The sequence below is a fragment of the Micromonospora sp. NPDC023888 genome, assembly GCF_040639415.1.
Lineage (GTDB): Bacteria > Actinomycetota > Actinomycetes > Mycobacteriales > Micromonosporaceae > Micromonospora.
In genome coordinates this window covers 51,058-76,228 of sequence record NZ_JBEZZW010000007.1, presented here as the reverse complement: position 1 = coordinate 76,228, position 25,171 = coordinate 51,058, and the positions used below count along the sequence as shown (strand labels likewise).

The window sequence follows — 25,171 nt, the reverse complement described above, 5'->3', positions numbered from 1 at the left end:
CAGGCTGGGGGCATGCGGGAACCATGGGTGGTCGGGGTCTCCGGGGCCTCCGGCACGCCGTACGCGGCGGCCGTCATCGGCGGACTGCTCGACGCGGGCGAGTCGGTGGACCTGATCGTGTCCCGGGCGGCCCGGCTCACCGTGCTCGACGAGACCGGCCGACCGTTCCGCGACGGGCACTGGGCCGAGGACCTCGCCGGGTGGCTCGACCGGGACCTGACCGGAGCGGACGTGCGGTACTGGTCGGCCGGCGACCTGGCCGCCGGGCCGAGCAGCGGCTCCTACCGGGTACGCGGCATGGCAGTGGTCCCGGCCAGTACGGCAGCCTGCGCGGGCATCGCGATCGGGCTGTCCAAGGACCTGTTGCAGCGTGCCGCCGAGGTCAACCTCAAGGAACGGCGGCCCGTGGTGGTGGTCCCCCGGGAGACACCGGTGACCCGCAGCCACCTGGAGCACCTGATCGCGTTGCACGACGCCGGCGCGGTGGTGCTGCCGGCCAGCCCTGGCTTCTACGGGGCCGGCGCGGCGGCCAGCGCCCAGCAGTTGGTCGACTTCGTGGCCGGCAAGGTGCTGGACGCGCTCGGCGTCCCGCACACCCTGTTCCGGAGGTGGTCCGGCCAGCTCGGCGCGGCCCGGGGCTGAGCTGTCGGCTCAGCGCGAGTCGTCGTGCCGCCCGACCCGATTCGGTCGAAGTGGTACGCGGACCGGACTGTCGTCCGGTCCGCGTGGCGTAGTCCGCACCAGTTCAGTACATGCCGGCGTTGGCCGGACCCGGCCCCGTGGATGCGGCCGGTCCCACATTGCGTGGCTTACCGACCTCGTCCACTTCGTCCAGCATGCCCTCCCCCTCAAGCAGGGCTCGCACCTCGGATTCCCGAAACCGGCGATGCCCGCCTGGAGTCCGGATGCTTCCTATCCGGCCGGCCGCCGCCCATCTCGTCACAGTCTTCGGGTCCACCCGAAACAGCGCGGCGACCTCACCCGGTGTCAGCAGGCGATCTCCAGTGTCCACAGCCCCCTCCTCGCGTCGACGAAGCCCCTGGCTGAACACACTGCCCCCGGCTGGTGCGAGCCCAGAGCCGTCATGAGGGACGTATGGCAATTACAGCACCAGGGACCTGGCGTGTCCGCCAAACGCGAAAAATGCACTGAGTGGGAAGTTAGTAAATGGTACTGGTGCAACACCTGCCTTGACTGTCGGTTTGTGAACAGTTACTCACTGTTCGGTCCAACGGATGCTGAAGGCGTCGCGTTACGCGTAACCGGCTAAGGTCACTCTCCGTGGACGCCATCGACCTGAGCCTCGTCGACCTGCTGCGCGGCAACGCCCGCCTGTCGTACGCCGAGTTGGCCCGGCAGGTGGGCCTCTCGGCCCCGGCCGTGCACGAGCGGGTCGGCAAGCTGGAGAGCAGCGGCGTGGTCCGCGGCTACCGCGCGGACGTGGCCCCGGAGGCGATCGGGCTGGGAGTCACCGCGCTGATCGGCATCGTCGAAGACTCCGGCGCCGACAGCGACGACATGCTCGAGTCCCTGCGGGTGCTGCCCGAGATCGAGTCCTGCTACTTCATGGCCGGGGTGGAGTCGTTCCTGCTGAAGGCGCGGGTCGGCACGATCGCCGAGTTGGAGCAGTTGATCGTGCGGTTGAACCGGACCCCCGGGGTCGCCTCCACCCGCACAGCCATCGCGCTCTCCACCAAATGGGAGAACCGCCCCCAGCCCGTCGGCCCGCCCCCGGCCTGACCGTCGGGTACCCCTGGTGTCGCCGGATCGGCCGGCGGTAGCGTGCGCCGATGACCCCGCAGGGACGCCGAGTGGCAGTGGTGACAGGTGCTGCCGGCGGTCTGGGCCGCGCCATTGCCGCCGCGCTGCACGCCGACGGCTGGACGGTGCTGCTCACCGACCTCGACGCCCGGGCGGTGGCTGACGCCGCGGCGCCGCTCGGCGGGTGGTCGGCCGTCCTGGACGTCCGGGACGAGGATGCCTGCGCCGGCATCGCCGCGACCGCGGCCGGCCGGGGCGACCTCACCCTCTGGGTCAACAACGCCGGCATCCTGCGCACCGGGCCGTCGTGGGAGCACGACGGCGCGACCCGCCGCCGGGTGCTCGACGTGAACACCCACGGTGCCATGAACGGCACCCTCGCCGCGCTGGCGATCATGCGCGGGCAGGGCCACGGCCACGTGCTCAACGTCGTCTCGCTGGCCGGGCTGGTCGCCGCGCCCGGCGAGACGGTGTACGCGGCAAGCAAGCACGCCCTGCTGGCGTTCAGCCTCGGCACCCTGTCCGACCTGCGGATGGCCGGGTACCGGCGGGTACACGTCTCCTGCCTCTGCCCGGACGGCATCTGGACGCCGATGCTGCACGACCGGCTGGACGACCCGGGGGCGGTGGCCTCGTTCACCGGGTCGATGCTCACCGCGCAGCGGGTGGCCGCCCGGGCGGTCCGGCTGGCCCGCCGGCCACGCCCGGTGGTCAGCCTGCCCCGCTGGCGGGGAGCACAGGTGCGCCTGCTCGACGCGTTGCCCCGCGTGGCCGTCGCGCTCACCCCGCTCGTCCGGGCCGCCGGCCGGGCCGGCCAACGCCGGCAACGCCGCCGGACCGCGTCCCCGGACCGGCGCTGACCAGCCCTGGCCTGCTTGCTACGTTTCCGAGCGTGACTCATCTCGACCGGTGCGACGAGGCCAGCCGGACCTGGGTGACGGGGGCGATCGCCACCGTCGAGGCGGACGCGAACCGCTCGGCCGACACCCACCTGCTGCCGTTCCCCCTGCCCCGGGCCTGGGGGATCGACCTCTACCTCAAGGACGAGTCGTCCCACCCCACCGGCTCGCTGAAGCACCGCCTGGCCCGCTCGCTGTTCCTCTACGGGCTCTGCAACGGCTGGATCGGGCCGCGCACCACGATCGTCGAGGCGTCGTCGGGCTCCACGGCGGTCTCCGAGGCGTACTTCGCCCGGATGCTCGGCCTGCCGTTCATCGCGGTGATGCCCGCCTCCACCTCGCCCGAGAAGATCGCGCAGATCGAGTTCCAGGGCGGCCGGTGCCACCTGGTGGACGACCCCGCGACGGTGGTGGTCGAGGCGCGCTGGCTCGCCGAGGACTCCGGCGGGCACTTCATGGACCAGTTCACCTACGCCGAGCGGGCGACCGACTGGCGGGGCAACAACAACATCGCCGAGTCGATCTACGCGCAGTTGGAGTTGGAGCGGCACCCGATCCCCACCTGGGTGGTGGTGGGCGCCGGCACCGGGGGCACAAGCGCGACGATCGGCCGGTACGCCCGGTACCGCAGGCTCGCCACCAAACTCTGCGTGGTCGACCCGGAGAACTCGGCGTTCTACCCGGCCTGGCTGGCCGCCGACTGGTCGGTGCGGACCGGAAAGGGCTCCCGGATCGAGGGGATCGGCCGCCCCACCGTGGAGGCCTCCTTCCTGCCCTCGGTGGTGGACCGGATGGTCCAGGTGCCGGACGCGGCGTCACTTGCCGCGATGCGCGCCGGATCGGCGCTCCTCGGACGGCGCGTGGGCGGCTCCACCGGCACCAACCTGTGGGGCGCGTTCGGCCTGATCGCCGGGATGCTCGCCGAGGGCCGGACCGGCTCGGTGGTCACCCTGATCTGCGATCCAGGTGACCGGTACGCCGACACCTACTACTCCGACGACTGGGTGACCGCCCAGGGTCTCGACCTGGTACCGCACCTGGCGACGATCGACCGCTTCCTGAGCGACGGGGTCTGGCCCGCCTGAGCCTGCCGGGTCAGCGCGGGTCGATGCGTTCGGCCAGGCCGGGGTAGCGCACCACGTAGCCGCTGTCGTCCAGATCGATGTCGGCGGTGAAGGTGCCACTGGCGAAGCGGACCCGACCCGGCCCGAGCCCGGTGTAGATCTGCTCGGCCGACACCACCTCCAGGCCGGGCAGCAGCACCCACGCGACGGTGATCCGGTGGGCCACGTCGGCCGGCTCGGCGGCCAACCCGAGCCGGTGGACCGGCAGGGTGTTGAACAGCGGCGAGCCGCTCAGGTCGACGTCGAGCGCGTCGGCCAGCCGGTCCGGGTCATCGGTGCCCGGCAGGCCGGCCCGGGGATGACCGGCCGCGACCAGCGCCGCGTCCAGGTTGCCCTGCTCGGCGGTGGTCACCCGCCACCGGTCCGCGGCCCGTTCCAGCGTCACTCTGCGCAGCCAGCCCAGCCCTTCGGCCTCGACCTCGACCCGGGTGGTGGCCCAGTCCGGCGCGGTGGTCAGCCGGTAACGGGCGGTCCAGGGGATCGGGTCCACGGCGAGCAGGGTGCCCCGGGCCGTCAACCCGTGACCGTCGTCGAGCAGCACCTGCTCGCTGCCGGCGGTGTCCGTCCGGGACCAGAAGATCGACTTCGGCATGGTCGGCATGAGCCGGACGTTACGCGACCGCGCCGGCATCGGCAGGGCATGCGCGAACGCCGTCGCGAAGGACGGGCTTCGCGACGGCGTTCGGTGGACGGTCAGATCAGTGGGTACGCGCCGGCGGTCGCCCGCCGAAACCGCGCCGGTCGTCGCGCGGCCGGTCGTCGCGGGGCCGGTCGTCGCGCGGACGATCGTCCCGAACACGGCTCTCCGGACGGAAGCCACCCCGAGTGTCGCGGTCACCGAAGCGACGCTCACCGGTCGGGCGGTCGCCGTACTGGCGGTCACCCTGCGGGCGGTCGCCGAAACGCCGCTCGCCGGTCGGACGACCGTCCCGGTCGCCGAACTGCGGCCGGTCACCGAACCGGCGCTCGCCCTGCGGCCGGTCGCTGTAACCCCGGGTGTCCCGATCGGTGTAACGCCGCTCGCCGGTCGGCCGGTCACCGAATCCCCGCTCGCCGGTGGGCCGGTCACCGAACCGGCGCTCGCCGGAAGGGCGGTCGCTGTGCTGCCGGTCGCCGTAACGACGCTCGCCCTGCGGGCGGTCGCCGTACTGGCGGTCACCCTGGGAACGGTCGCCGAAGCGACGCTCGCCCTGCGGGCGGTCGCCGTACTGGCGGTCACCCTGCGGGCGGTCGCCGAAGCGACGCTCGCCGGTGGGCCGGTCACCCTGCGGGCGGTCACCGAAGCGACGCTCGCCGGTGGGCCGGTCGCCGTAGCGACGCTCGCCGCCCGTGCGGTCACCGAACCGGCGCGGGCCGCCGGAGCGGTCGTCGAAGCGACGCGGGCCGCCGGAGCGGTCCCCGTAACCCCGGGGCTCCGCCTCGACGCGAACCGGGACGCCGCTTGGCTCGCGGGCACCGACCAGCTCGGCCAGTGCCGCGTCGCCTACCCGCACCCGGGTCTCGGCCGGCGCGACGCCGGCCTTCTCCATCATCGCCAGGGTGGTGCGGCGCTGCTTGGGCAGCACCAGAGTGGCGACCGCGCCGGACTCGCCCGCCCGAGCGGTACGCCCCGCGCGGTGCAGGTAGTCCTTGGGGTCCTTCGGCGGGTCGACGTGCAGCACCAGGGTGACGCCGTCGACGTGGATGCCCCGAGCCGCCACATCCGTGGCGACCAGCACGTTCATCCGGCCCTCACGGAACTCGGCCAACGTCTTGGTACGCATCCGCTGGGTCTTGCCGCCGTGCAGGCCACCGGCGCGTACGCCGACCGCCGCGAGTTGCTCGACCAGCCGGTCCACGCCGAGCTGGGTGCGGGCGAAGACCATCGTCCGGCCGTCGCGGGCGGCGATCGAGGCCGCCACCGGGAACTTCTCGTGCGGCGGGATCAACAGCATGTGGTGATCCATGGTGGACACCGACGCGGTGGACGGCGCCGTGGAGTGCGTCACCGGATCGGTCATGAACCGCTTGACCAGCGCGTCGACGTCACCGTCGAGAGTGGCCGAGAAGAGCAGCCGCTGACTGTTCGCGGGCGTCTTCGACAGCAGGTCGGTCACCTCGGGCAGGAAGCCCATGTCCGCCATCTGGTCGGCCTCGTCGAGCACCGTGACCTCGACGTCGTCGAGCTGGCAGATGCCCCGCTCGATCAGGTCGCCGAGCCGGCCCGGCGTGGCCACGATGATCTCCACGCCGCGCCGCAGCGCGTCGATCTGACGGTCGTACGGGACACCGCCGACGGCGGTCTTGAGGAAGATGCCGACGGACTTGCCCAGTGGCACGAGCGCGTCGTTGACCTGCATGGCCAGCTCACGCGTGGGGACCAGGACCAGGGCGCGCGGACGCATCGGCCGGGCCCGGTTGCGGTTGGCCAGCCGGGCGATCATCGGCAGACCGAAGGCAAGCGTCTTGCCCGAACCGGTCTGCCCACGGCCCAGCACGTCACGGCCGGCAAGCGCGTCCGGAACGGTGGCCCGCTGGATCTCGAACGGGCTGGTGATGCCCTGCTGGGCCAGCGCGCGGACCAGCGGCTCGGGCAGGCCGAGGGAGGCGAAGCTGATCGGATCGGCGGTCGCCGTCGCGGCGGCCTCGGCCGGCTGGGCGCCGGTCCCGGCCGGCGCGGTGCCAGCCTCGCTCGGGGAGGCGTCGAACTGCTCCCGGGCGGCATCGGTCGTCGGGGCGGCGGTGGAAACGGACGTAACAGTGCTGGGGTCAGCAGAGGTGGTCAACAAAAGCCTTTCGAGCGGGGCGCATCTTCGCGATGGCCTGCCGCGGCTATGCCGCCGGATCGCCCGCAAGATCGCCCAGGGGCGCACACCACGCGCGCCGGGTCAGTGATCTCAGCAAGTGTACGGCGATCCGGCGAAGCCGCCAGCCGGTTGCCCGACGGTAGTGGGCGGACTCACCATCGTCCCGCTCGGCGGCTCACCCGTTGAGCACGTTGCCGACCAGACCGTCGAGCGCGTCACCGGCGAGGAGTACGACCATGACGCTGATCGCCACCAGCAGCCCCAGCGCGGCGGCCAGGACGATCATCACCCGGGTGTTCCGGGACCGTTCGGCAGGCGTGTCCGACCAGCCCTGGGCCAGGATGTGCCCGGTCAACGACCCGGAATTCTCCACCGCGTTGGCGGGCAGCGCGATCGTGGTGAAGCCCGGCCCCTCGCCGCTGCCGTAGACGGTGCCGGCCAGGTCGGAGCCGCCGTCGGGCCGACCACCGCCGGCACCGGCCGTGCCCTGGGCGGCAGGGCCTCCCGACGGCTTGCCCATCGACGGCTTGTTCGTCGACGCGGCCCCGCGCGAGTTTCCGCTGACATTCCCGGTCTTCCGGGAAGCGCCAGCGGTGGACGGCGGCCAGCTCGGCAAGGCCGGCGCGGGCACCACCGGTGGCGCGGAGACGGGTGCCCCGGCCCGCCCGTCGCCGGATGCCGGGCGTGCCGTTCCGGCGGTGGACGGCCACCCGGCCGGCGGTGCGGAAACCGCCGCGCTGGCCCGTACGCCGGGCGTGTCGATCATCGCTGGCGGCGGCGGGAACGGCGGTGCCGGCATCGGTCCGGGCGGGCCTGGCGGTGCGGGCACCGGCGGGGCGGGTGGCGGCACGGGCGGGCTCGGAATGGGCGGTGCCGGCGGCCCCGGAATGGGCGGCATCGGCGATGGCGGCGGGATGGGTGGACCGGGGACGGGCGGAACCGGACCGGGTGGCGGCGTGGGCGGGGGGCCGGGCGTCGGCGTCGGGTCGGGCGGGTACGGCCCCGGGGTTGGCGCGGGCTCCGGTTCGGCTGGCGACGGGTGGGTCGGCCCAGGGCCGGGTGGCGTGGGTGTCGGCTCCGGCTCCGGTGCCGGCGGCTGGGCGGGCTCGGGTGCGTGCCCCGGGTCGGCTGGCTCGGGGCGTGCCGGCCCGGCCCGGTACACGCCGGGAGTGCTGCCCCGGGCGTCCGGAGTGCCCAGGGCACCGGGCGTGGCCCGACTGCTGCCGCGAACCGTGGCACTGGCCCGAGCCGGCGCGGTCGAGTCGGTCCGCTGCACCGGCATCGAGACATCGGCGAAGCCGGGCGAACCTGCTGAGCCGGTCGAGCCGGTTGAGCCGGTAGAGCCGGCGGCACCGGTCGAGCCGGCGGCACCGGTCGCGCGGTAGGTGGTTGCGGTGACCGGGGCGCTGGCCGGAAGGTCACTGCGCAGAGCCCCGGCGGTCGCGACGCTGGCGCGGGCGCGCACCGGCGCGGCGGCCTGGTCCGGGTGATCGTCCGCGGGCGCAGGCTGGTCGGCGCTGGGATGGGCGGCTGCCGGCTTCCCGGCGTGCGGGCCGGGAACGTCCGCTGCGACGTCGCTGCCACCGGGAGCAGCGTCGACCGAGGCGTCGTCACCGGTGGCGGTGCCGCCGGAAGCCGGGCCGGTGTCGGCGGCCGTCGGGTCGGCGGTGGCTGGGCCGGTGTCGGAGGTCGCCGGGTCGGCGGTGGCTGGGCCGGTGTCGGAGGTCGCCGGGTCGGCATCGGTGGTGGCCGGGCCGGCGGCAGGGGCCGCTGCGGAGGCGTCGCTGGTGGACGCCGGGTCGACGGTGCCCGGCCCTGACGGGTCGGCTTGGTCGACCACAGGGTCGACAGTCTCCGCCGGATCACTCTGCTCGGCCATCTCCGCCCTCCGCGCCATGCTCGCACCCGGACCCGAGACGTCGGGTCGGATGTGCCTGGTTGTCACGGTGCCACAGATCTCCCCGAGCGGACAGCCGGAGCCGGTCGTGGCGGATCAGCCAGTGGCGCTGGGGCTGCCCGCCGAGCTGCCGCTGCCCGTCACGCTCGTGCTGGCCTTCGGGGTGGTGGGCGGGTCGCTGCTGGCCGGTGCGCTGGTGGGGGGTGGGGGCAGCGTCGACGGCGTGTCGTCCGGGGTCGCCGTCGGGGTTGGCGAGGCGCTCTCGGTCGGCGTGGGCGTGGGCGTCGGCGTCGCGCTGCCGGTGGGCGTCGGGGTGGCCGACCCGGTCGGCGTCGGGGTGGACGGCGGCTTCGTGGTCGGCGTGGGCTTGGGCGTGAGCGTCGGCTTCGGGGTGGGCTTGACGCTGGGCGTCGTGACCGGCGGCGTCGGCACGGTCACGATCGGCGCCGGCACCGCGCCGATCACCCGGGTCGCGGCATACAGCCGGGACCAGCTGACGACCGAGATCTTGACGACGTCGCCGCTGGTGGGCGCCTGCACCATCTTGCCGTTGCCGATGTACATGGCGACGTGGTGGATCGTCGTCCAGCTACTGCCGGAGGCGAAGAAGAGCAGGTCCCCGGGGAGTAGCGCGCTCTGCGGCACCGTCCGGCTCCGGGTGGCGGCGTACTGGTCGCGGGAGACCCGCGGCAGGTCGAAGTAGTCGGCGCCCGGGGAACGGTACGCCGCCCACATCAGACCGGAGCAGTCGAACTCGTCCGGCCCCTCCTCGGACCACTTGTAGTCGTCGCCGAGCTGGGCCAGCGCGTACCGGACCGCGGCCATCGCCCGGGGGTGCGCGGCCATCCCGCTGATGTTCTGGTTGGTGACATAGCCCGCGCCGTACTGCTGCTCGGCGGCTTCCTGCTGGCGCTCGATCTCGATCAGTTTGTCGGCGTTGTCGCGGCGCAGCTTGAGCAGGCTCGCCTCGGCCGTGCGGAGTGCCGTCTCGCCCGCGGTGAACTCCGCCTGGGCGGTGGCGAGCAGGTCCTTGGCTTCGGTGTGCTTCTGGTAGGCGGCCTGCTCGTCGGCACGGGCACGGGCCAACGCCCCGGCCACGCCGGTGGTGCCGCCGTCGACCTTCTCGCCGCGGGTGATCTGCTGTAGGCGGCTCAGCCCACGCAGGTCCTGGGCGAACTCGCCGGGCGGCAGCGCGGCGTCTGCCTTGACGGCGTCCGCGGCTGCCGCGTCGGCCTCCTGCTGGGCCCGGAGCAGGGCGTCCTGCGTGGTCGCGAGCACCTTGCCGGCGGCGTCGAGCTGGGCCTGGGCGTCGGTGCGTTTCTGCCGACTCTGCAGGAGCGCCTCGCCGAGCGTGCCGACCTGGGTCTCGGCGGCGTAGATCTGCGCGGCCAGCGGGCCGGTGCCGAGGGCGCCCACCGGTGGGGTCGGGACGCCACCGAGGGGTGGGGTGCCGGGCGGTTGGAGCGCGCCGACGGCCGGCGGGCGGGCGCCGGTGTCCGGCACCGTCGTGGGCACCGCCGGATCGGCGTACGCGGGGGTCGCCAGTACGGCGGCGGCGATCGCGCCGAGCAGGGCTGCCCAGAGCTTCGGACGCAGGACCGGCGAGATCACCGGGCTCCGTCGTCGCTGCCGTCGCCCGCGCCCGCTGTAGACCATGCCGCTCCCCGTCCAACCGCTCGTCGCCGCGCTCGGTGGGCGCGACCGTCGGGACGGTACCAGTGTGTGTGTTCCGCCCCACCTTGTTACTACCGCACCTCGCCACTCATGTCGATGCGTTGCCGGGTTACGGGAGGCTGAGAGTCTGGTGAAGTGGGTCGCTGTCACCGACCGTGCCGCCGGGGTGGTCGGCCCCTCGACGTACGCTCGATCAGACCGCAGGTGGAAGGGACGTGCCATGGACGCCGGACTCAAGCGTGAGCTCGAAGCGAAGGTGTACGCCGGTGAGCGGCTGACCCGGGAGGACGGGGTCGCCCTCTACGAGAGCGACGACCTGACCTGGCTGGGGCGGTTGGCGCACCACAAGCGCACCGAGCTGAACGGCGAGCGGGTGATGTTCAACGTCAACCGGCACCTCAACCTGACGAACGTCTGTTCGGCGTCCTGTGCGTACTGCTCGTTCCAGCGCAAGCCGGGTGAGAAGGACGCGTACACGATGCGCATCGACGAGGCGGTCCGCAAGGCCAAGGAGATGGAGGATGAGCAGCTCACCGAGTTGCACATCGTCAACGGCCTGCACCCCACGCTGCCCTGGCGTTACTACCCCAAGGTGCTGCGTGAGCTGAAGGCGGCGCTGCCGAACGTCAAGCTCAAGTGCTTCACGGCGACCGAGGTGCAGTGGTTCGAGAAGATCAGCGGCCTGAGCGCCGACGAGATCCTCGACGAGTTGATGGACGCCGGCCTGGAGTCGCTGACCGGTGGTGGCGCGGAGATCTTCGACTGGGAGGTCCGCCAGCACATCGTGGACCACGCCTGCCACTGGGAAGACTGGTCGCGCATCCACGCCCTGGCGCACCGCAAGGGCATGAAGACCCCGGCCACCATGCTGTACGGCCACATCGAGGAGCCCCGTCACCGGGTCGACCACGTGCTGCGGCTGCGCGAGTTGCAGGACGAGACGGGTGGCTTCGCGGTCTTCATCCCGCTGCGCTACCAGCACGACTTCGTGGACTCGGCGGACGGCAAGATCCGTAACCGGATCCAGGCGCGCACCACGATGGCCTCGCCGGCCGAGTCGCTGAAGACGTTCGCCGTCTCCCGGCTGCTCTTCGACAACGTGCCGCACGTGAAGAACTTCTGGGTGATGCACGGGCTGTCGGTGGCCCAGCTCTCGCTGAACTTCGGCGTGGACGACCTCGACGGCTCGGTCGTCGAATACAAGATCACGCACGACGCCGACTCGTACGGCACCCCGAACACCATGCACCGCGAGGACCTGCTGCACCTGATCTGGGACGCCGGTTTCCAGCCGGTCGAGCGGGACACCCGCTACAACGTGGTGCGCGAGTACGACAAGGCCCCGTCGCTTGCCGAGCGCCGCGCCGAGCCGCAGCAGGTCTGGGCCTGAGCCGCCACGTACCCTCGCAGTCGATGACCGAGCAGAGTGGTTCCGAGCAGCAGGGCGGGTTCCCCCGCCGGGACGCCGAGGGGCGCGTTCGTACCCTTGGTGATCTGCTCGGGGTCTGCCTGGCCGGCCTGGTGATCGGTGCGCTGGCGTTGGTGTTGTTCGACTGGGCGTTCGCCTCGATCGGCGCCGGCGATTTCGGGCACACCAACGGCTGGTTGGCAGTGATCCTGCCGGTCTGGCTGTTCTGGGACGATTTTCGGGCCTGGGAGTTCGGCGCGGCCCGGGTGGTGGCGGCGGTCGTGGCAGCCGCCGTCGGGGTGTTCGTCGGGCTGCTGATCGCCGGTCTGGGCGCCGGTCTGCCGACGCTGCTCTCCGGGACGTTGGCGGCGGGGGCGTTCACCGTGGCGTACGCGATGATCTGGTTCCCGGGCGTGCGCTGGTTGTCCCGCCGGACCGGCTGACCGGGACCGCCCGCCGGGCGGATCGACCTTACCGCCGGCACCGGCGGGCGACGGAGAGAACGGAGTGGTGCAGGTGAGCGCCGCGCTCAAGTACACGCTGGGCCGGATCGGGCTGTTCGTCGCCGTGCTGGCGGGCCTCTGGCTGATCGACATGAACGTGTTCCTGAAGCTGATGTTGGCGCTGGTCTTCTCCGCCGCGCTCTCCTTCTTCCTGCTGCGTCCCTGGCGCGACGCGCTGGCGGGGGAGATGGCCGACGCCACCGAGCGTCGCCGGACGGAGAAGGAACGCCTGCGCTCCGCCCTGGCCGGCGAGGACCAGGACCCGACCCCCAACCCCACGCCCCCCACCGACGGCCCCGACACCGCGCGGTGATCAAGAGGTTTGCGTCAGGGAGTCGACTTCCGGTGACGCAAACCTCTTGATCACCCGGGTGGGGTTACCAGTTGGTGGAGTTGGGGACCTCGGGCCAGGGCTTCGAAACGGGCTTGATCAGGTACGCGACGCCGCCGGAGCCGCCGGAGACGCCCCCGCTGGCGTTGGTGCGCTTGGTCCGCAGCCAGATCTGCTCGAACTGCGCGCGCTTGTAGACGTTGCGCACCACCTCGTTGCTCGACGAGGCGGGGTCGTTGACGATCACGTCGCCGTCGGCGGTGAAGCCGACCACCACGAAGAGGTGCCCGGAGGTGCCGTAGTTGGCCCCGTCCAGCTCGCTGGCGAGGAAGGACTGGCTGGTCACGACGGGGATGCCGGCGGCGATGAAACGTTCCAGCTCGTCCAGTGAGTGCAGTCGGGTCACGCGACCCTCCAGCCCGGGGAAGCTGGCCGCGTACGCGGTGTTGAACGGCCAGTTGCCGGCCCCGTCGTAGGCGTAGTCGAAGGTCATCCGGGCGGCGTGGTTGACGGTCGGGTCGGGGTAGGTCGGGTCCACCCAGGAGGTGTCGGCCGCCGACGGCTTGCGACCCCAGTACTCGACCACCATCTCGGTGGAGGTGGGCGAGCACCACGCCTCGCCGCCGCCGTCGTACTCGGGGTAGTGCCCGGCGTGCACGTTCTGCGAGTAGCGCGGCACCGGCAGCTCGACGCCCCAGGCGATGTGCCCGGCGCTCGGCGGCACGGTGAAGCGGTCCGGCACTGTCGAACTCATCGCGCCGACCATCCGGACCACCGGCGCGGCGGTCTGCCCGGGTGCCCGGTAGAGGGTCAGCCGGAGCTGGTAGGACCGCAGCAGCACCCCGGCGGTGGCGTCGTCGATGCTGAAGGTGTCGGTCCAGATCGTCGACCAGGGGTCGCCCTGCTTGTTGACGCTTGTCCGCCTGATGTCGGTGTCGCCGGACGCCCAGCGACCCATGACGTACCAGGGGGTCTGGTCACCGCTTGTGTAGCTGCCCTGCATCTCCACCTGGATCCAGGTGCCGGCGGGGGTCTCGGCGTTCCACGAGGCGATCAGTTCGGTGGCGTCGAACCCGATCCGGGTCACCGGTGAGGTCCAGGTGCCGTACTCCCAGGTGCGGGTGGTGCCGGTGTGTGGGTCGGCGTACTCGGTGGTGCCGGCCGGGCGGGCCAGGGTGAGGCCCGATTGGGCGCCGGGGAGCACGCGGGTGCCGGCCCGGCTGCCCCGGTGCCAGTCGGCGGGCCCGGACCAGTCCTGGAAGGTGATCTGCTCGTCGTGACCGGTGACGGGTGGGCGGCCTGCCACCGCGGGCGCGGTGGTGGCGAGCAGGGTGAGCGCGGTGACGCCGGCGAGGGCGCCCGCGCGTAGGCGGGATCTGGCCATGAGTGCTCTGCGGTGTCGAGAGGGGACATCGTCGCAGGTCAGTTTTCCGCTCGGAAGGAAGTTTCGCCAGATGTTGACGGATGGAAAATCATTGCCGCCGTGATGATCCGCCTGGGATGGACCAGATAACGATCAATGTTGATATGACCATGTGACAGATGGTGAAGTGTCCTTCACCGAGCGGGATCTCCCGCCCATCGAGGAGGTAGTCCATGGCCCTCCGCACGCCCATCCCTCTCCGCCGCGTCCTGGTGCTCGCCGTCGTCACCGGGCTGGGCATCGTCACCGTCGCCGCCGGTCCGGTCGCCGCCCAACCGGCGCCGGACCGCACCACCGAGCCGGCCGCCGCCAGCTACCGGGTGCTCGGCCCCCGGACCCTCGCCGACCGCAACGCGGTGGCCCGCACCGGAGCCTCCATCGACTACTCCGAACACGGAGTCCTGCACATCTCGGCGACCGCCGGTGAGGCCGCCGCCATCGGCAAGCTCGGCTTCCGGCTCGAACCCCTCGCCCCACCGCCCAACGCCGAGCGTGGCGCCGGCGAGATCGGCACCATGGCCTTCCCGCCCGCCGACTCCAACTACCACGACTACGCGGAACTGACAGCCGTCGTGAACCAGGTCGTCGCCGACCACCCGGCGATCGCCCGCAAGATCAGCATCGGTTCGTCGTACGAGGGCCGCGACCTGATGGCGGTGAAGATCTCCGACAACGTCGGCACCGACGAGAACGAGCCGGAGATCCTGTTCAACTCCCAGCAGCACGCCCGCGAGCACCTGACCGTCGAGATGGCGATCTACCTGCTCAACCTCTTCACCGACAGCTACGGCAACGACTCCCGGATCACCAACATCGTCAACGGCCGCGAGATCTGGATCGTGCCGACGGTCAACCCGGACGGCAGTGAATACGACATCGCCACCGGGTCGTACCGGTCCTGGCGCAAGAACCGGCAGCCCAACAGCGGTTCGTCGAACGTCGGCACCGACCTGAACCGCAACTGGGGCTACAACTGGGGCTGCTGCGGCGGCTCGTCCGGCACCACCTCGTCGGAGACCTACCGAGGCCCGTCGGCGTTCTCCGCCCCCGAAACGCAGGCGCTGCGCAACTTCGTCAACGGCCGGGTGGTCGGCGGCGTGCAGCAGATCAAGGCGAACATCGACTTCCACACGTACTCGGAGCTGGTGCTCTGGCCGTACGGCTACACCACAGCGAACACCGCGACCGGGATGAGCGCGGACCAGTACAACACCTTCGCCACCATCGGTCAGCAGATGGCGGCCACCAACAGCTACACCCCGGAGCAGTCCAGCGACCTCTACATCACCGACGGGGACAGCCTCGACTGGATGTGGGCCACCCACAACATCTGGGCGTACACCTTCGAGATGTACCCCGGCTCGTCCGGCGGCGGCGGCTTCTACCCGCCCGACGAGGTGATCAGCGCGCAGACCACCCGCAACCGGGAGGCCGTGCTGCTGCTCAGCGAGTACGCCGACTGCCCGTACCGGGCCATCGGCAAGCAGGCGCAGTACTGCGGCGGTGGTGGCGGCACCACTGTCTGGTCGGACACCTTCGAGACCGCCACCGGGTGGACCATCAACCCGGCCGGCACCGACACCGCCACCCTCGGAGCCTGGGAACGGGGTGCCGCCCAGGCGACCACGTCCTCCGGCGCCAAGCAGCTCACCCCGTACGCCGGATCGAACGATCTGGTCACCGGCCGGCTCGCCGGCTCGGCCGCCGGTGACTACGACCTCGACGGCGGCGTGACGAGCGCCCGGTCCCCGGCGGTGACCCTGCCGTCGTCCGGAACGCTCACCCTCTCGCTGGCCTGGTACCTGGCGCACGGGTCGAACGCCTCGTCGGCGGACTACCTGCGGGTGAGCGTGGTGCACAACGGCGGCACGACCGCGCTGCTCACCCAGGCCGGCGCGGCGACCAACCGTAACGGGAGTTGGGCGGTGTCCAACCTCAACCTCAGCCCGTACGCCGGCCAGTCGGTCCGCATCCTCGTCGAAGCGGCGGACGCCTCCGGAGCCAGCCTCGTGGAGGCGGCTGTGGACAACGTCACCATCACGTCCTCCTGATCGGGTGGGGCCCCGTCCCGCCCCCGACGGGGCCCCACCACCCGCTCCCGAGCCTTCAGATCCGGGACATATGCCTCCCTGCGGCTGTCAGGCCGATCGACGGGCGACGATCGATCCTTGATCGATCCGGCACGTCCCGGCGGTGCGCTACCGTCTTAGCGACCAGTCCGCAGCGAAGCCGGTGCGAAACCCGGCGCTGTCCCGCAACTGTGATGCCCCACCGCCCGGTGGGGACGAGCCAGGTCGCCTACGGATCGGTCGCGATACGCGCTCTCGAGGAAGGGCGCCTCGTGGGCGGGCGTACGAAAGTCCCTGTCGGCGAAGCACCACACTCCTCGACCGACAGGAGGCCCCCATGTTCAGACGTACCCCTCGGATCTTCGCCGCGACCCTCGCGGTCGCCGCGCTCGCCCTCGGCGCCTGCGCCGAAAAGGCCGACGACAAGCCCAGTGCCGGCACCGCTGCCGCCGCGTACCCGGTCACGGTCGGCGCGCTCACCCTCGACAAGCGCCCCGAGAAGATCGTCGCGCTGTCGCCCACCGCCACCGAGATGCTCTTCGCGATCGGTGCCGGCCCGCAGGTGACCGCCGTCGACGACCAGTCGAACTACCCGGCCGACGCGCCGAAGACCGACCTCTCCGCCTTCCAGCCGAACGCCGAGGCGATCGCCGGTAAGAACCCGGACCTCGTGGTGCTCTCCGACGACCGCAACAAGATCGTCGACCAGCTCGCCAAGCTGAAGATCCCGGTCTACCTGACGCCGGCGGCGACCACGCTCGACGACTCGTACCGGCAGATCACCGAGCTGGGCACGCTGACCGGGCACGCCGACCAGGCCACCGACGTCACCACCCGGATGAAGGACGACATCGCCAAGCTGGTCAAGGACCTGCCGCAGCGCGCCGAGAAGCTCACCTACTTCCACGAGCTGGGCCCGGAGCTGTACAGCGCGACGAGCAAGACCTTCATCGGCTCGCTCTACAGCCAGGCCGGTCTGACGAACATCGCCGACCCGGCCGACGCGGACGGCAAGAACGCCGGCTACCCGCAGTTGTCCCAGGAGTTCATCGTCAAGGCCGACCCGGACTTCGTCTTCCTGGCCGACGCCAAGTGCTGCCAGCAGAACGCCGACACGGTCAAGGCCCGCAGTGGCTGGGCCGGTCTCACCGCCGTGAAGAACAACCAGGTGGTCGCACTTGACGACGACGTCGCGTCCCGCTGGGGGCCGCGGGTCGTGGACCTGCTCCGGGTGATCATCGACGCGGTCGCCAAGGTGCCCGCGTGACAGTCGTAAACCGGTGAGCGGGTCACCACGGGTGTCCGAACCGGTACCAACCAGCCGGCCGGCCGTGGCCCGGCCGGTCGGGCAGCAGTCCGTGGCCCGGCCTGCTGGGCTGCGGATGCGCTGGCTGGTGACCGGGGTGTTCGCGGTGCTCGTCGCGCTCGTCGTCGGGGTGTCGCTCGGCCCGGTGAGTCTGCCCCCGGGCAGCGTCGCCGCCGAGCTGCTCAACCTCATCCCGGGGGTGCACCTCGACAGCGGGCTGACCGAGCGGGAGATCGCGATCGTCACCGAGCTGCGGCTGCCCCGGGTGGTGCTGGGCCTGCTCGTCGGCGGCCTGCTCGCCATGGCCGGCGGGTGCTACCAGGGTGTGTTCCGCAACCCGCTTGCCGACCCGTACCTGCTCGGTGTGGCCGCGGGCGCCGGCCTCGCCGTCACCGCGGCGATCGCCCTCGGCGGCGCCGGCCAGGCGGGTGCGATATCCGGGCTACCGATGACCATCCCGCTGGCCGCGTTCGCCGGATCGCTGCTGGCCGTCACGATGACCTACGTGCTCGGGGCGGCCGGCGGGGGCGAGCGACGCGGCTCGCCCGCGATGCTGATCCTGGCCGGGGTGGCGGTCTCCGCGTTCCTCTCCGCCGGGCAGACGTACCTGCTGCAACGACATTCCGACAGCATCCAACCGGTCTACTCCTGGCTGCTCGGTCGGCTGGCCACCGCCGGTTGGCACGACGTGCTGCTGGTGTTGCCGTACGCCGCGCTCACCACGGTGGTGGTGCTGCTGCACCGCCGCGAGCTGGACGTCCTCGCGGTCGGCGACGACGAGGCGAGGAGCCTGGGCCTGCACCCGCAGCGCACCCGCTACCTGCTGATCGCCGCCGCCTCCCTGGGCACCGCAGCGGCGGTCTCCGCGACCGGGCTGATCGGCTTCGTCGGCATCATCGTGCCGCACACCGTCCGGCTGCTCGCCGGATCGAGCTACCGGGTGATCCTGCCGATGTCGCTGCTGTTCGGCGGTGCGTTCCTGGCGCTTACCGACGTGGTGGCCCGCACCGCCGCCGCTCCCTCCGAGGTGCCGATCGGAGTGGTGACCGCCCTGCTGGGCGGCCCGTTCTTCGTGCTCGTGCTGCGAACCGCCCGCCGGGCGCTCACATGAGTCCCGAACCCCCCGCTGGCCCGTCCACCGGCGCCCGGTCCGTCGATGGCGTCGCGCCGGCAGTCGAGGTACGTGGGCTGCACGTCAGCCTGGACGGCACGCCGATCCTGACCGGCGTCGACCTCACCGTCGCCGTCGGCGAATGGGTCACCGTGATCGGCCCGAACGGCGCCGGCAAGTCGACGCTGCTGCGCGCCGTCGGCGGCCTGCTGCCCGCGCCGGGGGCGATCACCCTGTTCGGTACGGCGAGCGCCGCGCTGCGCCGCCGGGACCGCGCCCGGGTGGTGGCCACCGTGGCGCAGTCCCCGGTGGTACCGCCCGGCATGTCGGTGCTCGATTACGTGCTGCTCGGGCGCACCCCGTACATCCCGGCGCTGGGCCGGGAGTCGACAGCCGACGTCGACGCCGCGTACGACGTGCTGAGTCGGTTGAGCCTCACCGGCTTCCAGCGCCGCGAACTGGCCACCCTCTCCGGGGGCGAACGGCAGCGGGTGTTCCTCGCCCGAGCGCTCGCCCAGGGCGCGACGTTGCTGCTGCTCGACGAGCCGACAAGCGCGCTCGACATCGGTCACATGCAGGAGGTGCTGGAGCTGGTCGACCAGCTCCGCCGCGAGCACGGCCTGACCGTCCTCGCCACGATGCACGACCTCTCCCTGGCCGGCGAGTACGCCGACCGGATGGTCATGCTCGCCGGCGGTCAGGTGGTGGCCGCCGGAACCCCGGCCGAGGTGCTGACCGAGCATCTGCTCGCCACCCACTACCGGGCGAGCGTGCGGGTCGTCCCCGGCGCCCACGGCCCCCTGGTGGTCCCGGTCCGCCCCGCCCGGCCCAACTCCCACCCCGCCTGACGCTTGATCATGGGGTTTGCGAGCGCGAACAGGGTGAAGCTACCCGTCAACCCCATGATCGTCGAGGTTGACAGTGGACGCGGGGCGGGGCGGGGGAGGGGGAGAGAGGGTCAGGGGCCCAGGTCGATGACGGAGAAGAGGGCGCCCTGGGGGTCGCGCAGCGCCGCGAACCGGCCCGCCGGGATGTCGCGGGGTGGGACGAGGATGGTCCCGCCCAGCTCGGCCGCGCGGGCCGCGGCGGCGTCCGCGTCGGTCACCGCGAAGTACACCGTCCAGTACGCGGGCAGGTCGGCCGGGAAGTCGTCGGCCAGCGGCGGCATCATCCCGGCGACGATCTGCGTCCCGAGCCGCCACCCGGTGTACGTCATCCCGCCCACCGCCTGGTCGTCGGGCTGCCAGCCGAACACCAGCTCGTAGAAGACCTTCGCACCCTCGGGGTCGGGGGTGACCAGCTCGTTCCAGCTCATCGCGCCGGGCACGTTGAACACCTCGGCGCCGGCCATCGCCAGCGGCTGCCAGACGCTGAACGTGGCGCCCGCCGGGTCGGCGAAGACCGCCATCCAGCCCCGGTCGAAGACCTCGAACGGCGGCACCACCACCTGCCCGCCGGCCCGTTCGACCCGGCCGGCGACCAGTTCGGCGTCGTCGGTGGCGAGGTACGTCGACCAGATGGGCACCTGGTCCGGGATTGCCGGCGGCCCGGCCCCCGCCACCGGTTTGCCGTCGAGCAGGAAGACCGTGTAGCCGCCCGCCTCGGGCTCCGGTGTGACCCGGCCGGTCCACCCGAACAGCTCGGGGTAGAAGCGCCGGGCGTCGGCCAGGTCGGGGGTGGCCAGGTCGGCCCAGCAGGGCGTGCCCGGCGGGACGGTGCTCACGGTCAAAGACCCCTCTCGGCCCGGGCGGCCACGTCGACCCCCTGCCGGAATCCTGGCACCGTCCCACTGTGGCGCGGGGCGGAAACGGACGAATCGTCAGGTGAACCGGCGACCCTCGTCCCGTCGGTAGGCCCAGGCGGCGAGCGCGGCGAGCAGTACCACCCAGACGCCGAGCATGATCAGTGCCAGCGGCTCGACGGCGTAGTCACCGACCGCCGACCACATCAGTTCGGCCGCCCCCCGGGTGGGCAGGAACGGCGCGATCGTCTCGATGAAACCGGGCGCCTCTCCGGGTGCGGAGAGCAGCCCGCCGCCGAACGCGAGCGGCAGGAAGACCACCTGGGCCACCACGATCGCGGCCTTGCTCGGCAGCGAGTAGCCGATGGCGAGGCCCATCAGCGTGAACGGCACCGAGATGACGGCCACCGTGACGGCGGTCAGGAGGAACGCCGCCGGGGTGATCCGGGCCGCGGTGAGCGTCAGGCCGATGACCACGACCGGGATCAGTGAGAGGTACGTCAGCGCCAGGCCGGCCAGCACCCGGCCCGCGAAGCGGGGGGCCGGCCCGGTCGGCAGGGTCCGGGTGTACGGGTTCCACGGCTGGTCGCGGTCCTCCGCGACGCCGACCCCGTACTGGAAGATGTTGGCGCTCATCACCGAGAAGGTGACCATCGACGCGGTGGCGAAGGTGGCGCCGGCCGAGTCGTCGCCGGCGAACGGCACCACGAAGAAGATCATGGCGGCGGCCGGGAAGAAGGCGCTGCCGACGACCGCCACCGGGATCCGGATGATCTCCAGGAGCTGGTAGCGGGCATGGACCAGGGCAAGCTGCACGGTGGACTCCTCAGGCGGTGGCGGATCGGCCGCCGGCAGCGGCGGCGGCGGGCCGGTCTGCGCTGGCGGGCTGGTCCCCGCCGGGCGCGTCCCCGCTGGTGATGGCGAGGAACGCCTCCTCGAGCGAGGTCGGCCGTACCTCCAGGTCGCTGAAGGGAGTCCGGGCCGTGACAAGCGCGCGGACCAACTCGTCGGCGTCGGTGGTGAGCAGGTGCACCCGCCCGTCGATCCGTTCACTGCGAACGACCCCGGGCAGGTCGGGGAGTTCGTCGGTGACCAGGCTGACCCGGCGTACGCCGACGATGCCACGCACCGCGTCCACGGTGTCGTCGGCGAGCACCCGGCCCTGCCCGATGACGACCACCCGGTGTGCCAGCGCCTCCACCTCCTCCAGGTAGTGGCTGCTCAACAGCACGGTGCCGCCGTCGGCGTGAAACGCGCGGATCGCCTCCCACAGGGCGTGCCGGGCGGCCACGTCCAGGCCGGTGGTCGGTTCGTCGAGCAGCACCAGGCGGGGTCGGCCGACGAACGCCAGCGCCACCGCCAGCCGACGGCGCTGCCCACCGGAGAGCCCACCGCACTGCCGTCGGGCCAGATCGCCCAGATCGAAGCGGTCGAGCAGCTCCCCGCGGGGCACCGGGTCCGGGTAGTGCGCCGAGACGAAGTCGACGACCTCGCCGACCCGCAGGGTGCCCGGCAGCCCGGTCTCCTGCGGAGTGACGCCGATCTGCCGGCGGCTCGCCGGGTCGCGGGGGTCGCCGCCGTTCAGCTCGACCCGCCCGGAGGTGGGGCGGCGCAGGCCCACCAGCAGGTTCATCAGGGTGCTCTTGCCGGCGCCGTTCGGCCCGAGCAGGCCGACCAGCTCACCGGCCCGGACCTCCAGGTCGACGCGGTCGAGGGCGAGGACGTCGCCGTACCGGCGGCTGGCCTGGTCGGCGCGGACGAGGGTCATGACTGCTCCTTCGACGGAGTGAATCGAGCAGGGCGCGGACCTCTTCGGTGTGCGCCTCGAACGCCAACCGGCCCGGCCGCGACCGGCGGAGCCTGATCCTCTCGCCGTCGCCGAGCGTGGTGAGGCTGACGGCGACCCGCTGCCTGCGGGTGGACGACCCGTGCTGTTCCCTGCGCGCTCACACTGCCCCCCCCGCGGCGTCGTGGGAAGCAGACCGTCGTCGAGTTCCCGCACCGAACCATATGACGCAAAGCCAAAGCTCGGTGACCCCCCACGTCGCGGGCGGGATCACCGGTTGCGTGGACAGTGCCTATGGTGGGAACGGCGGCGGCTGACCCGTCGCACAGGACACACAGGAGGGTCCGTGTCGAGCCCGCACCGCGAGCTGCACCGATGACGCTCGACGGGAGTCACGCCCGGTACGTCGAGGGGCTCACGCGACTGCTACCCGCCGGAGAGCCGGTGCGTGCGGTGGCCCGGGTCCGGGTGGGCGGAGGTCTCGCCCCGGCGGCGCCCCCGCAACCGGCGGCCTCACCTGCCCCCGGCGGGCCGAGCCTGCTGGGCGTCCTGCTCAACGTGCTCTCGCCGAACATCACCTTCGGCCGTGCGGACACCGCCGTCGACTGGCTCTTCTTCGGTGTCGGAGGTCGAGGCGAACCGGGGTCGCAGGCGTCTCTGCTGCACCACGCCCTGACCGTGGCGACGAAGGGTTTCGGTCTCCGGGACATCCTGCTGGGGGTCACCGACCAGCGGTTGCTGCTCGGCGCGACAGCACCGGTCGGCCTGCTCTCCAGCTCGGCGGCGGACGAACGGGCGCAGGCCGACGTCGAGCTGCTCGGGTCGGCGCCGCGCACGACGGTGGCCGCCCGGGTCGGCCGGTACCGGTTGAACTGGAAGCGGCTGCGGATCGACTTCACCGACGGGTCGTGGCTGTCGTTCCACGTGCCGCTTGCCGACTCCGGCCGCCCCCTGCGGGAGGTCGCGGCGGCCGTGTCAGCCGGCTGAGCCACCGCCGAGCGGGGCGGGCCGTGTCAGCCGGCTGAGCCACCGCCGAGCGGGGCGGGCAGCGGCTCGCTGTGCAGCACCGCCAGCCGGGACACCGCCCGGGTCAGCACCACGTACAGCCGGTGCAGCCCGCGCGGCTCGGCCGCGACGATCGCGGCCGGCTCGACCACCACCACATGGTCGTACTCCAGGCCCTTGACGAGCGTCGCGGGCACCACGGTGACCCGCTCCGCGGCCGTCACGTCGTCGGCGGTCGCGGTCGCGACACCGGCGGCGGCCAGCGCCGCGCGCAGTCCGTCGACCGCGTCGTCGGCGGCGATCACACCCACCGAACCGTCGTGCGCGAGCGCCGCCCGCACCTCGGCCACCGTCTCCGCGACCAGGTCGGTCACGGGACGCACGTCCAGCCCACCGTCGTGGCGCAGCGACTCGGCCGGCGGTACGTCCACCGCGAGTGCCGGAAGCAGCAGGTTCGCGAAGGCGACCACCGCTGCGGGCACCCGGAAACCCACAGTCAACGGGACCACCACGGCGTCCGGCTTGCCCAGGTGGGCGAGGGACTCACGCCAGTCCGTCGCCGCCCACGGCGCGGTGCCCTGGGCGAGGTCACCGAGGAGGGTGACCGAGCCGTGCTCGCTGCGCCGGGCGATGGCCCGACACTGCATCGGGGAGAGGTCCTGCGCCTCGTCCACCACCACGTGCCCGAAACCGGAGGGCCGTTCCAGGAGGCCAGCCGCCTCGTCGAGCAACACCACGTCGGCCGAGGTCCAGCGGGTCGCCTTCGCGGTGCGGGCCGGCTTCGCCCAGCCGAGCAGCGCCTGCTCGGTGTCGGTGAGCAGCCCGTCCGCCGCGGCGGCGAGCCGGCCCGGGTCGGAGAGCAGGCCGAACACCAGCCCTTCCGGGGTGAGCGCCGGCCAGACCGCGTCCAGGAAATCGACCACCGGCCGGCAGCGACCCATCCGGCGCAACCAGGCATCGCCTGGCGACTCCGCCCGCCGCGCCTCGGCCTGTCGTTGCAGCAGGCTGACCACCCGCGCGCGGACCCGCTCCCGACCCGTGGCGTACGGCAGCCCTTCCCGGCGGGTCTCCTCGACGATCCGGTGCAACGGCTCCAACCCGATCCGCCACCGGAACGAGCCGTCCGACACGGTGATCGATTCGGTGGGCGTGCCGATCTGGGCCCGCACCGCGCGTTGCAACACACGCGCCATGCGTACGTCGTGCTTGAGCACGGCGACCTCCGGTGCCTCGACCGCCCGGACCGGCACCCGGGAGATCAACTCCTCCACCGTGGCCTGTTCGACCTCGACCTCACCGAGCGCCGGCAACACCGCCGCGATGTACGACAGGAACGCCCGGTTCGGCCCGACGATAAGCACACCCGCCCGCCGCAACCGCTCCCGGTGCAGATAGAGCAGGTACGCGGCCCGGTGCAGGCCGACTGCCGTCTTCCCGGTGCCCGGCGCTCCCTGCACGCAGATCGAGTCGGCAAGGTCGGCCCTGACCAACTCGTCCTGCTCCGGCTGAATCGTGGCGACGATGTCCCGCATCGGCCCGACCCGCGGCCGCTCGATCTCGGCGGTGAGGATCCGACTGGTCGTGCCGAGCTCCTCGCCCCGATCGAGACGCTCGTCCTCGAAGCTGGTCAGCACCCCGTTGCTGAACCCGAACCGACGCCGGACCGCCACACCCTGCGGATCCCGTGCGCTGGCCTGGTAGAACGACCGGGAAACCGGCGCCCGCCAGTCAAGCACCAACGGCTCACCGCGGTCGTCGGCGACATGCCGCCGCCCCACGTGATACCGCCGACCGTCATGATCCGAGCTGCGCGCACCCGCGCCGGGATCCCCGTCGCCGGCCCTGCCCCCGGCGCTGCCCTGCGCGGTGCGGCTGCCTCCGGTGCTGCCGTGCGTGGTGCGGCTGCCTCCGGTGCTGCCCTGCGCGGTGCTGCTGCCGTCGCTGGTGCCGTGTGCGGCGCTGCCGGTGTCGGTGCTGTCGGGGTCCGTGCCGTCGGGGTCCGTGCCGTCGGGGTCTGTGGACCCGGCGAAGTCGAGGCGGCCGAAGAACAGGGGCGTGGTCGGGTCGTCGGCCAGCTCGGCCACCCGGCGGGCGAGGGTGCGGCCGAGCGTCTCCGCCGCGTACGCGTCGCCGGCCACCTGGTCACCTGTGGCGAAGAGGGCTTCGGCCCGCTCCCGCATCCGCCGCAGCGCGATCCGCGAGGCTTCCAGGTGAGCGCGTTCGTCGGCAAGGTCCGTGTCGAGCTGGGTGTCGAGGTCAAGTGCGGGCATGCTGACGTCCCATCGTTCACATCTGCTGCGCGCTCGCGTGTCCGGGGGCGGATGGCCGGCCGCCCGGCGCGAAGACG

22 protein-coding genes are annotated in these 25,171 nt (G+C 72.4%); 12 read left to right on the top strand and 10 right to left on the bottom strand.

What is annotated here, in order from left to right; genetic code table 11:
• The first annotated feature begins 12 nt into the window (after positions 1-12).
• Positions 13-642, top strand: a complete 630-nt coding sequence (locus AB0F61_RS08405; RefSeq protein WP_357805213.1) for a UbiX family flavin prenyltransferase — start codon at positions 13-15, stop codon at positions 640-642.
• A gap of 103 nt (positions 643-745) precedes the next feature.
• Here AB0F61_RS08405 and AB0F61_RS08400 read toward each other — a convergent pair whose 3' ends face one another.
• Positions 746-1,012 carry a BldC family transcriptional regulator gene (locus AB0F61_RS08400; protein ID WP_007454516.1) on the bottom strand — a complete coding sequence of 89 codons (267 nt, stop codon included), beginning with the start codon at positions 1,010-1,012 and terminating at the stop codon, positions 746-748.
• Positions 1,013-1,281: 269 nt separating this feature from the next.
• Between AB0F61_RS08400 and AB0F61_RS08395 the strand changes: the two genes are divergently transcribed.
• The 3 genes from AB0F61_RS08395 to AB0F61_RS08385 are packed head-to-tail and all read left to right on the top strand — an operon-like array spanning position 1,282 to position 3,745.
• The gene (locus AB0F61_RS08395; RefSeq protein ID WP_357805210.1) at positions 1,282-1,740 is read left to right on the top strand and encodes an Lrp/AsnC family transcriptional regulator; all 459 of its coding nucleotides are present in this window, start codon (positions 1,282-1,284) and stop codon (positions 1,738-1,740) included.
• 50 nt (positions 1,741-1,790) lie between these two features.
• Positions 1,791-2,621: an SDR family oxidoreductase gene (locus AB0F61_RS08390; RefSeq protein WP_357805206.1), complete on the top strand. Its 831-nt coding sequence runs from the start codon at positions 1,791-1,793 to the stop codon at positions 2,619-2,621.
• Positions 2,622-2,653: 32 nt separating this feature from the next.
• Positions 2,654-3,745: a PLP-dependent cysteine synthase family protein gene (locus tag AB0F61_RS08385; protein ID WP_357805203.1), complete on the top strand. Its 1,092-nt coding sequence runs from the start codon at positions 2,654-2,656 to the stop codon at positions 3,743-3,745.
• 10 nt (positions 3,746-3,755) lie between these two features.
• On the opposite strand, the gene AB0F61_RS08380 is transcribed toward AB0F61_RS08385, so the two are convergent.
• The 4 genes from AB0F61_RS08380 to AB0F61_RS08365 form a co-directional block, all read right to left on the bottom strand.
• Complete coding sequence (locus tag AB0F61_RS08380) at positions 3,756-4,376, bottom strand: putative glycolipid-binding domain-containing protein (protein WP_357805951.1); 621 nt, start codon at positions 4,374-4,376, stop codon at positions 3,756-3,758.
• 106 nt (positions 4,377-4,482) lie between these two features.
• Entirely contained in the window at positions 4,483-6,381 is a 1,899-nt protein-coding gene (locus AB0F61_RS08375; RefSeq protein WP_357805935.1) for a DEAD/DEAH box helicase, read from the bottom strand.
• Positions 6,382-6,745: 364 nt separating this feature from the next.
• Entirely contained in the window at positions 6,746-8,449 is a 1,704-nt protein-coding gene (locus AB0F61_RS08370) for a hypothetical protein (protein WP_357805200.1), read from the bottom strand.
• Between the two features lie 114 nt (positions 8,450-8,563).
• Positions 8,564-10,123, bottom strand: coding sequence for an NlpC/P60 family protein (locus tag AB0F61_RS08365; protein WP_357805197.1), 1,560 nt, complete (start codon positions 10,121-10,123; stop codon positions 8,564-8,566).
• A 238-nt stretch (positions 10,124-10,361) separates the two neighbouring features.
• Here AB0F61_RS08365 and mqnE point away from each other — a divergent pair, with 238 nt between their 5' ends.
• From mqnE to AB0F61_RS08350, 3 genes are all read left to right on the top strand, one after another.
• Complete coding sequence (gene mqnE / locus AB0F61_RS08360; protein WP_357805194.1) at positions 10,362-11,531, top strand: aminofutalosine synthase MqnE; 1,170 nt, start codon at positions 10,362-10,364, stop codon at positions 11,529-11,531.
• Between the two features lie 23 nt (positions 11,532-11,554).
• Positions 11,555-11,992, top strand: coding sequence for a hypothetical protein (locus AB0F61_RS08355; RefSeq protein ID WP_357805191.1), 438 nt, complete (start codon positions 11,555-11,557; stop codon positions 11,990-11,992).
• Positions 11,993-12,065: 73 nt separating this feature from the next.
• Positions 12,066-12,365, top strand: coding sequence for a DUF4229 domain-containing protein (locus tag AB0F61_RS08350; protein WP_357805189.1), 300 nt, complete (start codon positions 12,066-12,068; stop codon positions 12,363-12,365).
• 64 nt (positions 12,366-12,429) lie between these two features.
• On the opposite strand, the gene AB0F61_RS08345 is transcribed toward AB0F61_RS08350, so the two are convergent.
• The gene (locus AB0F61_RS08345) at positions 12,430-13,767 is read right to left on the bottom strand and encodes a C39 family peptidase (RefSeq protein WP_357805186.1); all 1,338 of its coding nucleotides are present in this window, start codon (positions 13,765-13,767) and stop codon (positions 12,430-12,432) included.
• A 212-nt stretch (positions 13,768-13,979) separates the two neighbouring features.
• Here AB0F61_RS08345 and AB0F61_RS08340 point away from each other — a divergent pair, with 212 nt between their 5' ends.
• From AB0F61_RS08340 to AB0F61_RS08325, 4 genes are all read left to right on the top strand, one after another.
• Entirely contained in the window at positions 13,980-15,857 is a 1,878-nt protein-coding gene (locus tag AB0F61_RS08340) for a M14 family zinc carboxypeptidase (protein WP_357805183.1), read from the top strand.
• Positions 15,858-16,212: 355 nt separating this feature from the next.
• Positions 16,213-17,142, top strand: coding sequence for an ABC transporter substrate-binding protein (locus AB0F61_RS08335; protein WP_357805180.1), 930 nt, complete (start codon positions 16,213-16,215; stop codon positions 17,140-17,142).
• A gap of 115 nt (positions 17,143-17,257) precedes the next feature.
• On the top strand, positions 17,258-18,292 hold the full coding sequence (locus AB0F61_RS08330; protein ID WP_357805931.1) for an iron ABC transporter permease: 1,035 nt from the start codon (positions 17,258-17,260) through the stop codon (positions 18,290-18,292).
• Positions 18,289-19,140, top strand: coding sequence for an ABC transporter ATP-binding protein (locus AB0F61_RS08325; RefSeq protein ID WP_357805178.1), 852 nt, complete (start codon positions 18,289-18,291; stop codon positions 19,138-19,140). Before AB0F61_RS08330 ends, AB0F61_RS08325 begins: the two co-directional genes overlap by 4 nt.
• Before the next feature lie 110 nt (positions 19,141-19,250).
• On the opposite strand, the gene AB0F61_RS08320 is transcribed toward AB0F61_RS08325, so the two are convergent.
• From AB0F61_RS08320 to AB0F61_RS08310, 3 genes are all read right to left on the bottom strand, one after another.
• On the bottom strand, positions 19,251-20,015 hold the full coding sequence (locus AB0F61_RS08320; protein ID WP_357805176.1) for a VOC family protein: 765 nt from the start codon (positions 20,013-20,015) through the stop codon (positions 19,251-19,253).
• A 96-nt stretch (positions 20,016-20,111) separates the two neighbouring features.
• Positions 20,112-20,849 (bottom strand): ABC transporter permease, encoded by a 738-nt coding sequence (locus AB0F61_RS08315; RefSeq protein ID WP_357805173.1) that lies wholly within the window; start codon positions 20,847-20,849, stop codon positions 20,112-20,114.
• 10 nt (positions 20,850-20,859) lie between these two features.
• Positions 20,860-21,801 carry an ABC transporter ATP-binding protein gene (locus AB0F61_RS08310; protein ID WP_357805170.1) on the bottom strand — a complete coding sequence of 314 codons (942 nt, stop codon included), beginning with the start codon at positions 21,799-21,801 and terminating at the stop codon, positions 20,860-20,862.
• A 393-nt stretch (positions 21,802-22,194) separates the two neighbouring features.
• On the opposite strand from AB0F61_RS08310, the gene AB0F61_RS08305 reads away from it, so the two are divergent.
• Positions 22,195-22,806, top strand: coding sequence for a hypothetical protein (locus AB0F61_RS08305; RefSeq protein WP_357805167.1), 612 nt, complete (start codon positions 22,195-22,197; stop codon positions 22,804-22,806).
• A gap of 26 nt (positions 22,807-22,832) precedes the next feature.
• Here the strand turns inward: AB0F61_RS08305 and AB0F61_RS08300 are convergent, their stop codons facing one another.
• Positions 22,833-25,094, bottom strand: coding sequence for an AAA family ATPase (locus tag AB0F61_RS08300; protein WP_357805164.1), 2,262 nt, complete (start codon positions 25,092-25,094; stop codon positions 22,833-22,835).
• Positions 25,095-25,171: the final 77 nt, after the last annotated feature.

What these genes read in the sequence shown, in the direction of transcription:
- AB0F61_RS08340 (WP_357805183.1), top strand. Translation starts at nt 13,980, where the DNA reads ATGGCCCTCCGCACGCCCATCCCTCTCCGCCGCGTCCTGGTGCTCGCC.
- AB0F61_RS08310 (WP_357805170.1), bottom strand. Translation starts at nt 21,801, where the DNA reads ATGACCCTCGTCCGCGCCGACCAGGCCAGCCGCCGGTACGGCGACGTC.
- AB0F61_RS08335 (WP_357805180.1), top strand. Translation starts at nt 16,213, where the DNA reads ATGTTCAGACGTACCCCTCGGATCTTCGCCGCGACCCTCGCGGTCGCC.
- AB0F61_RS08355 (WP_357805191.1), top strand. Translation starts at nt 11,555, where the DNA reads ATGACCGAGCAGAGTGGTTCCGAGCAGCAGGGCGGGTTCCCCCGCCGG.
- AB0F61_RS08405 (WP_357805213.1), top strand. Translation starts at nt 13, where the DNA reads ATGCGGGAACCATGGGTGGTCGGGGTCTCCGGGGCCTCCGGCACGCCG.
- AB0F61_RS08380 (WP_357805951.1), bottom strand. Translation starts at nt 4,376, where the DNA reads ATGCCGAAGTCGATCTTCTGGTCCCGGACGGACACCGCCGGCAGCGAG.
- AB0F61_RS08365 (WP_357805197.1), bottom strand. Translation starts at nt 10,123, where the DNA reads ATGGTCTACAGCGGGCGCGGGCGACGGCAGCGACGACGGAGCCCGGTG.
- AB0F61_RS08300 (WP_357805164.1), bottom strand. Translation starts at nt 25,094, where the DNA reads ATGCCCGCACTTGACCTCGACACCCAGCTCGACACGGACCTTGCCGAC.
- AB0F61_RS08390 (WP_357805206.1), top strand. Translation starts at nt 1,791, where the DNA reads ATGACCCCGCAGGGACGCCGAGTGGCAGTGGTGACAGGTGCTGCCGGC.
- mqnE (WP_357805194.1), top strand. Translation starts at nt 10,362, where the DNA reads ATGGACGCCGGACTCAAGCGTGAGCTCGAAGCGAAGGTGTACGCCGGT.
- AB0F61_RS08330 (WP_357805931.1), top strand. Translation starts at nt 17,258, where the DNA reads ATGCGCTGGCTGGTGACCGGGGTGTTCGCGGTGCTCGTCGCGCTCGTC.
- AB0F61_RS08370 (WP_357805200.1), bottom strand. Translation starts at nt 8,449, where the DNA reads ATGGCCGAGCAGAGTGATCCGGCGGAGACTGTCGACCCTGTGGTCGAC.
- AB0F61_RS08305 (WP_357805167.1), top strand. Translation starts at nt 22,195, where the DNA reads ATGACGCTCGACGGGAGTCACGCCCGGTACGTCGAGGGGCTCACGCGA.
- AB0F61_RS08325 (WP_357805178.1), top strand. Translation starts at nt 18,289, where the DNA reads ATGAGTCCCGAACCCCCCGCTGGCCCGTCCACCGGCGCCCGGTCCGTC.
- AB0F61_RS08345 (WP_357805186.1), bottom strand. Translation starts at nt 13,767, where the DNA reads ATGGCCAGATCCCGCCTACGCGCGGGCGCCCTCGCCGGCGTCACCGCG.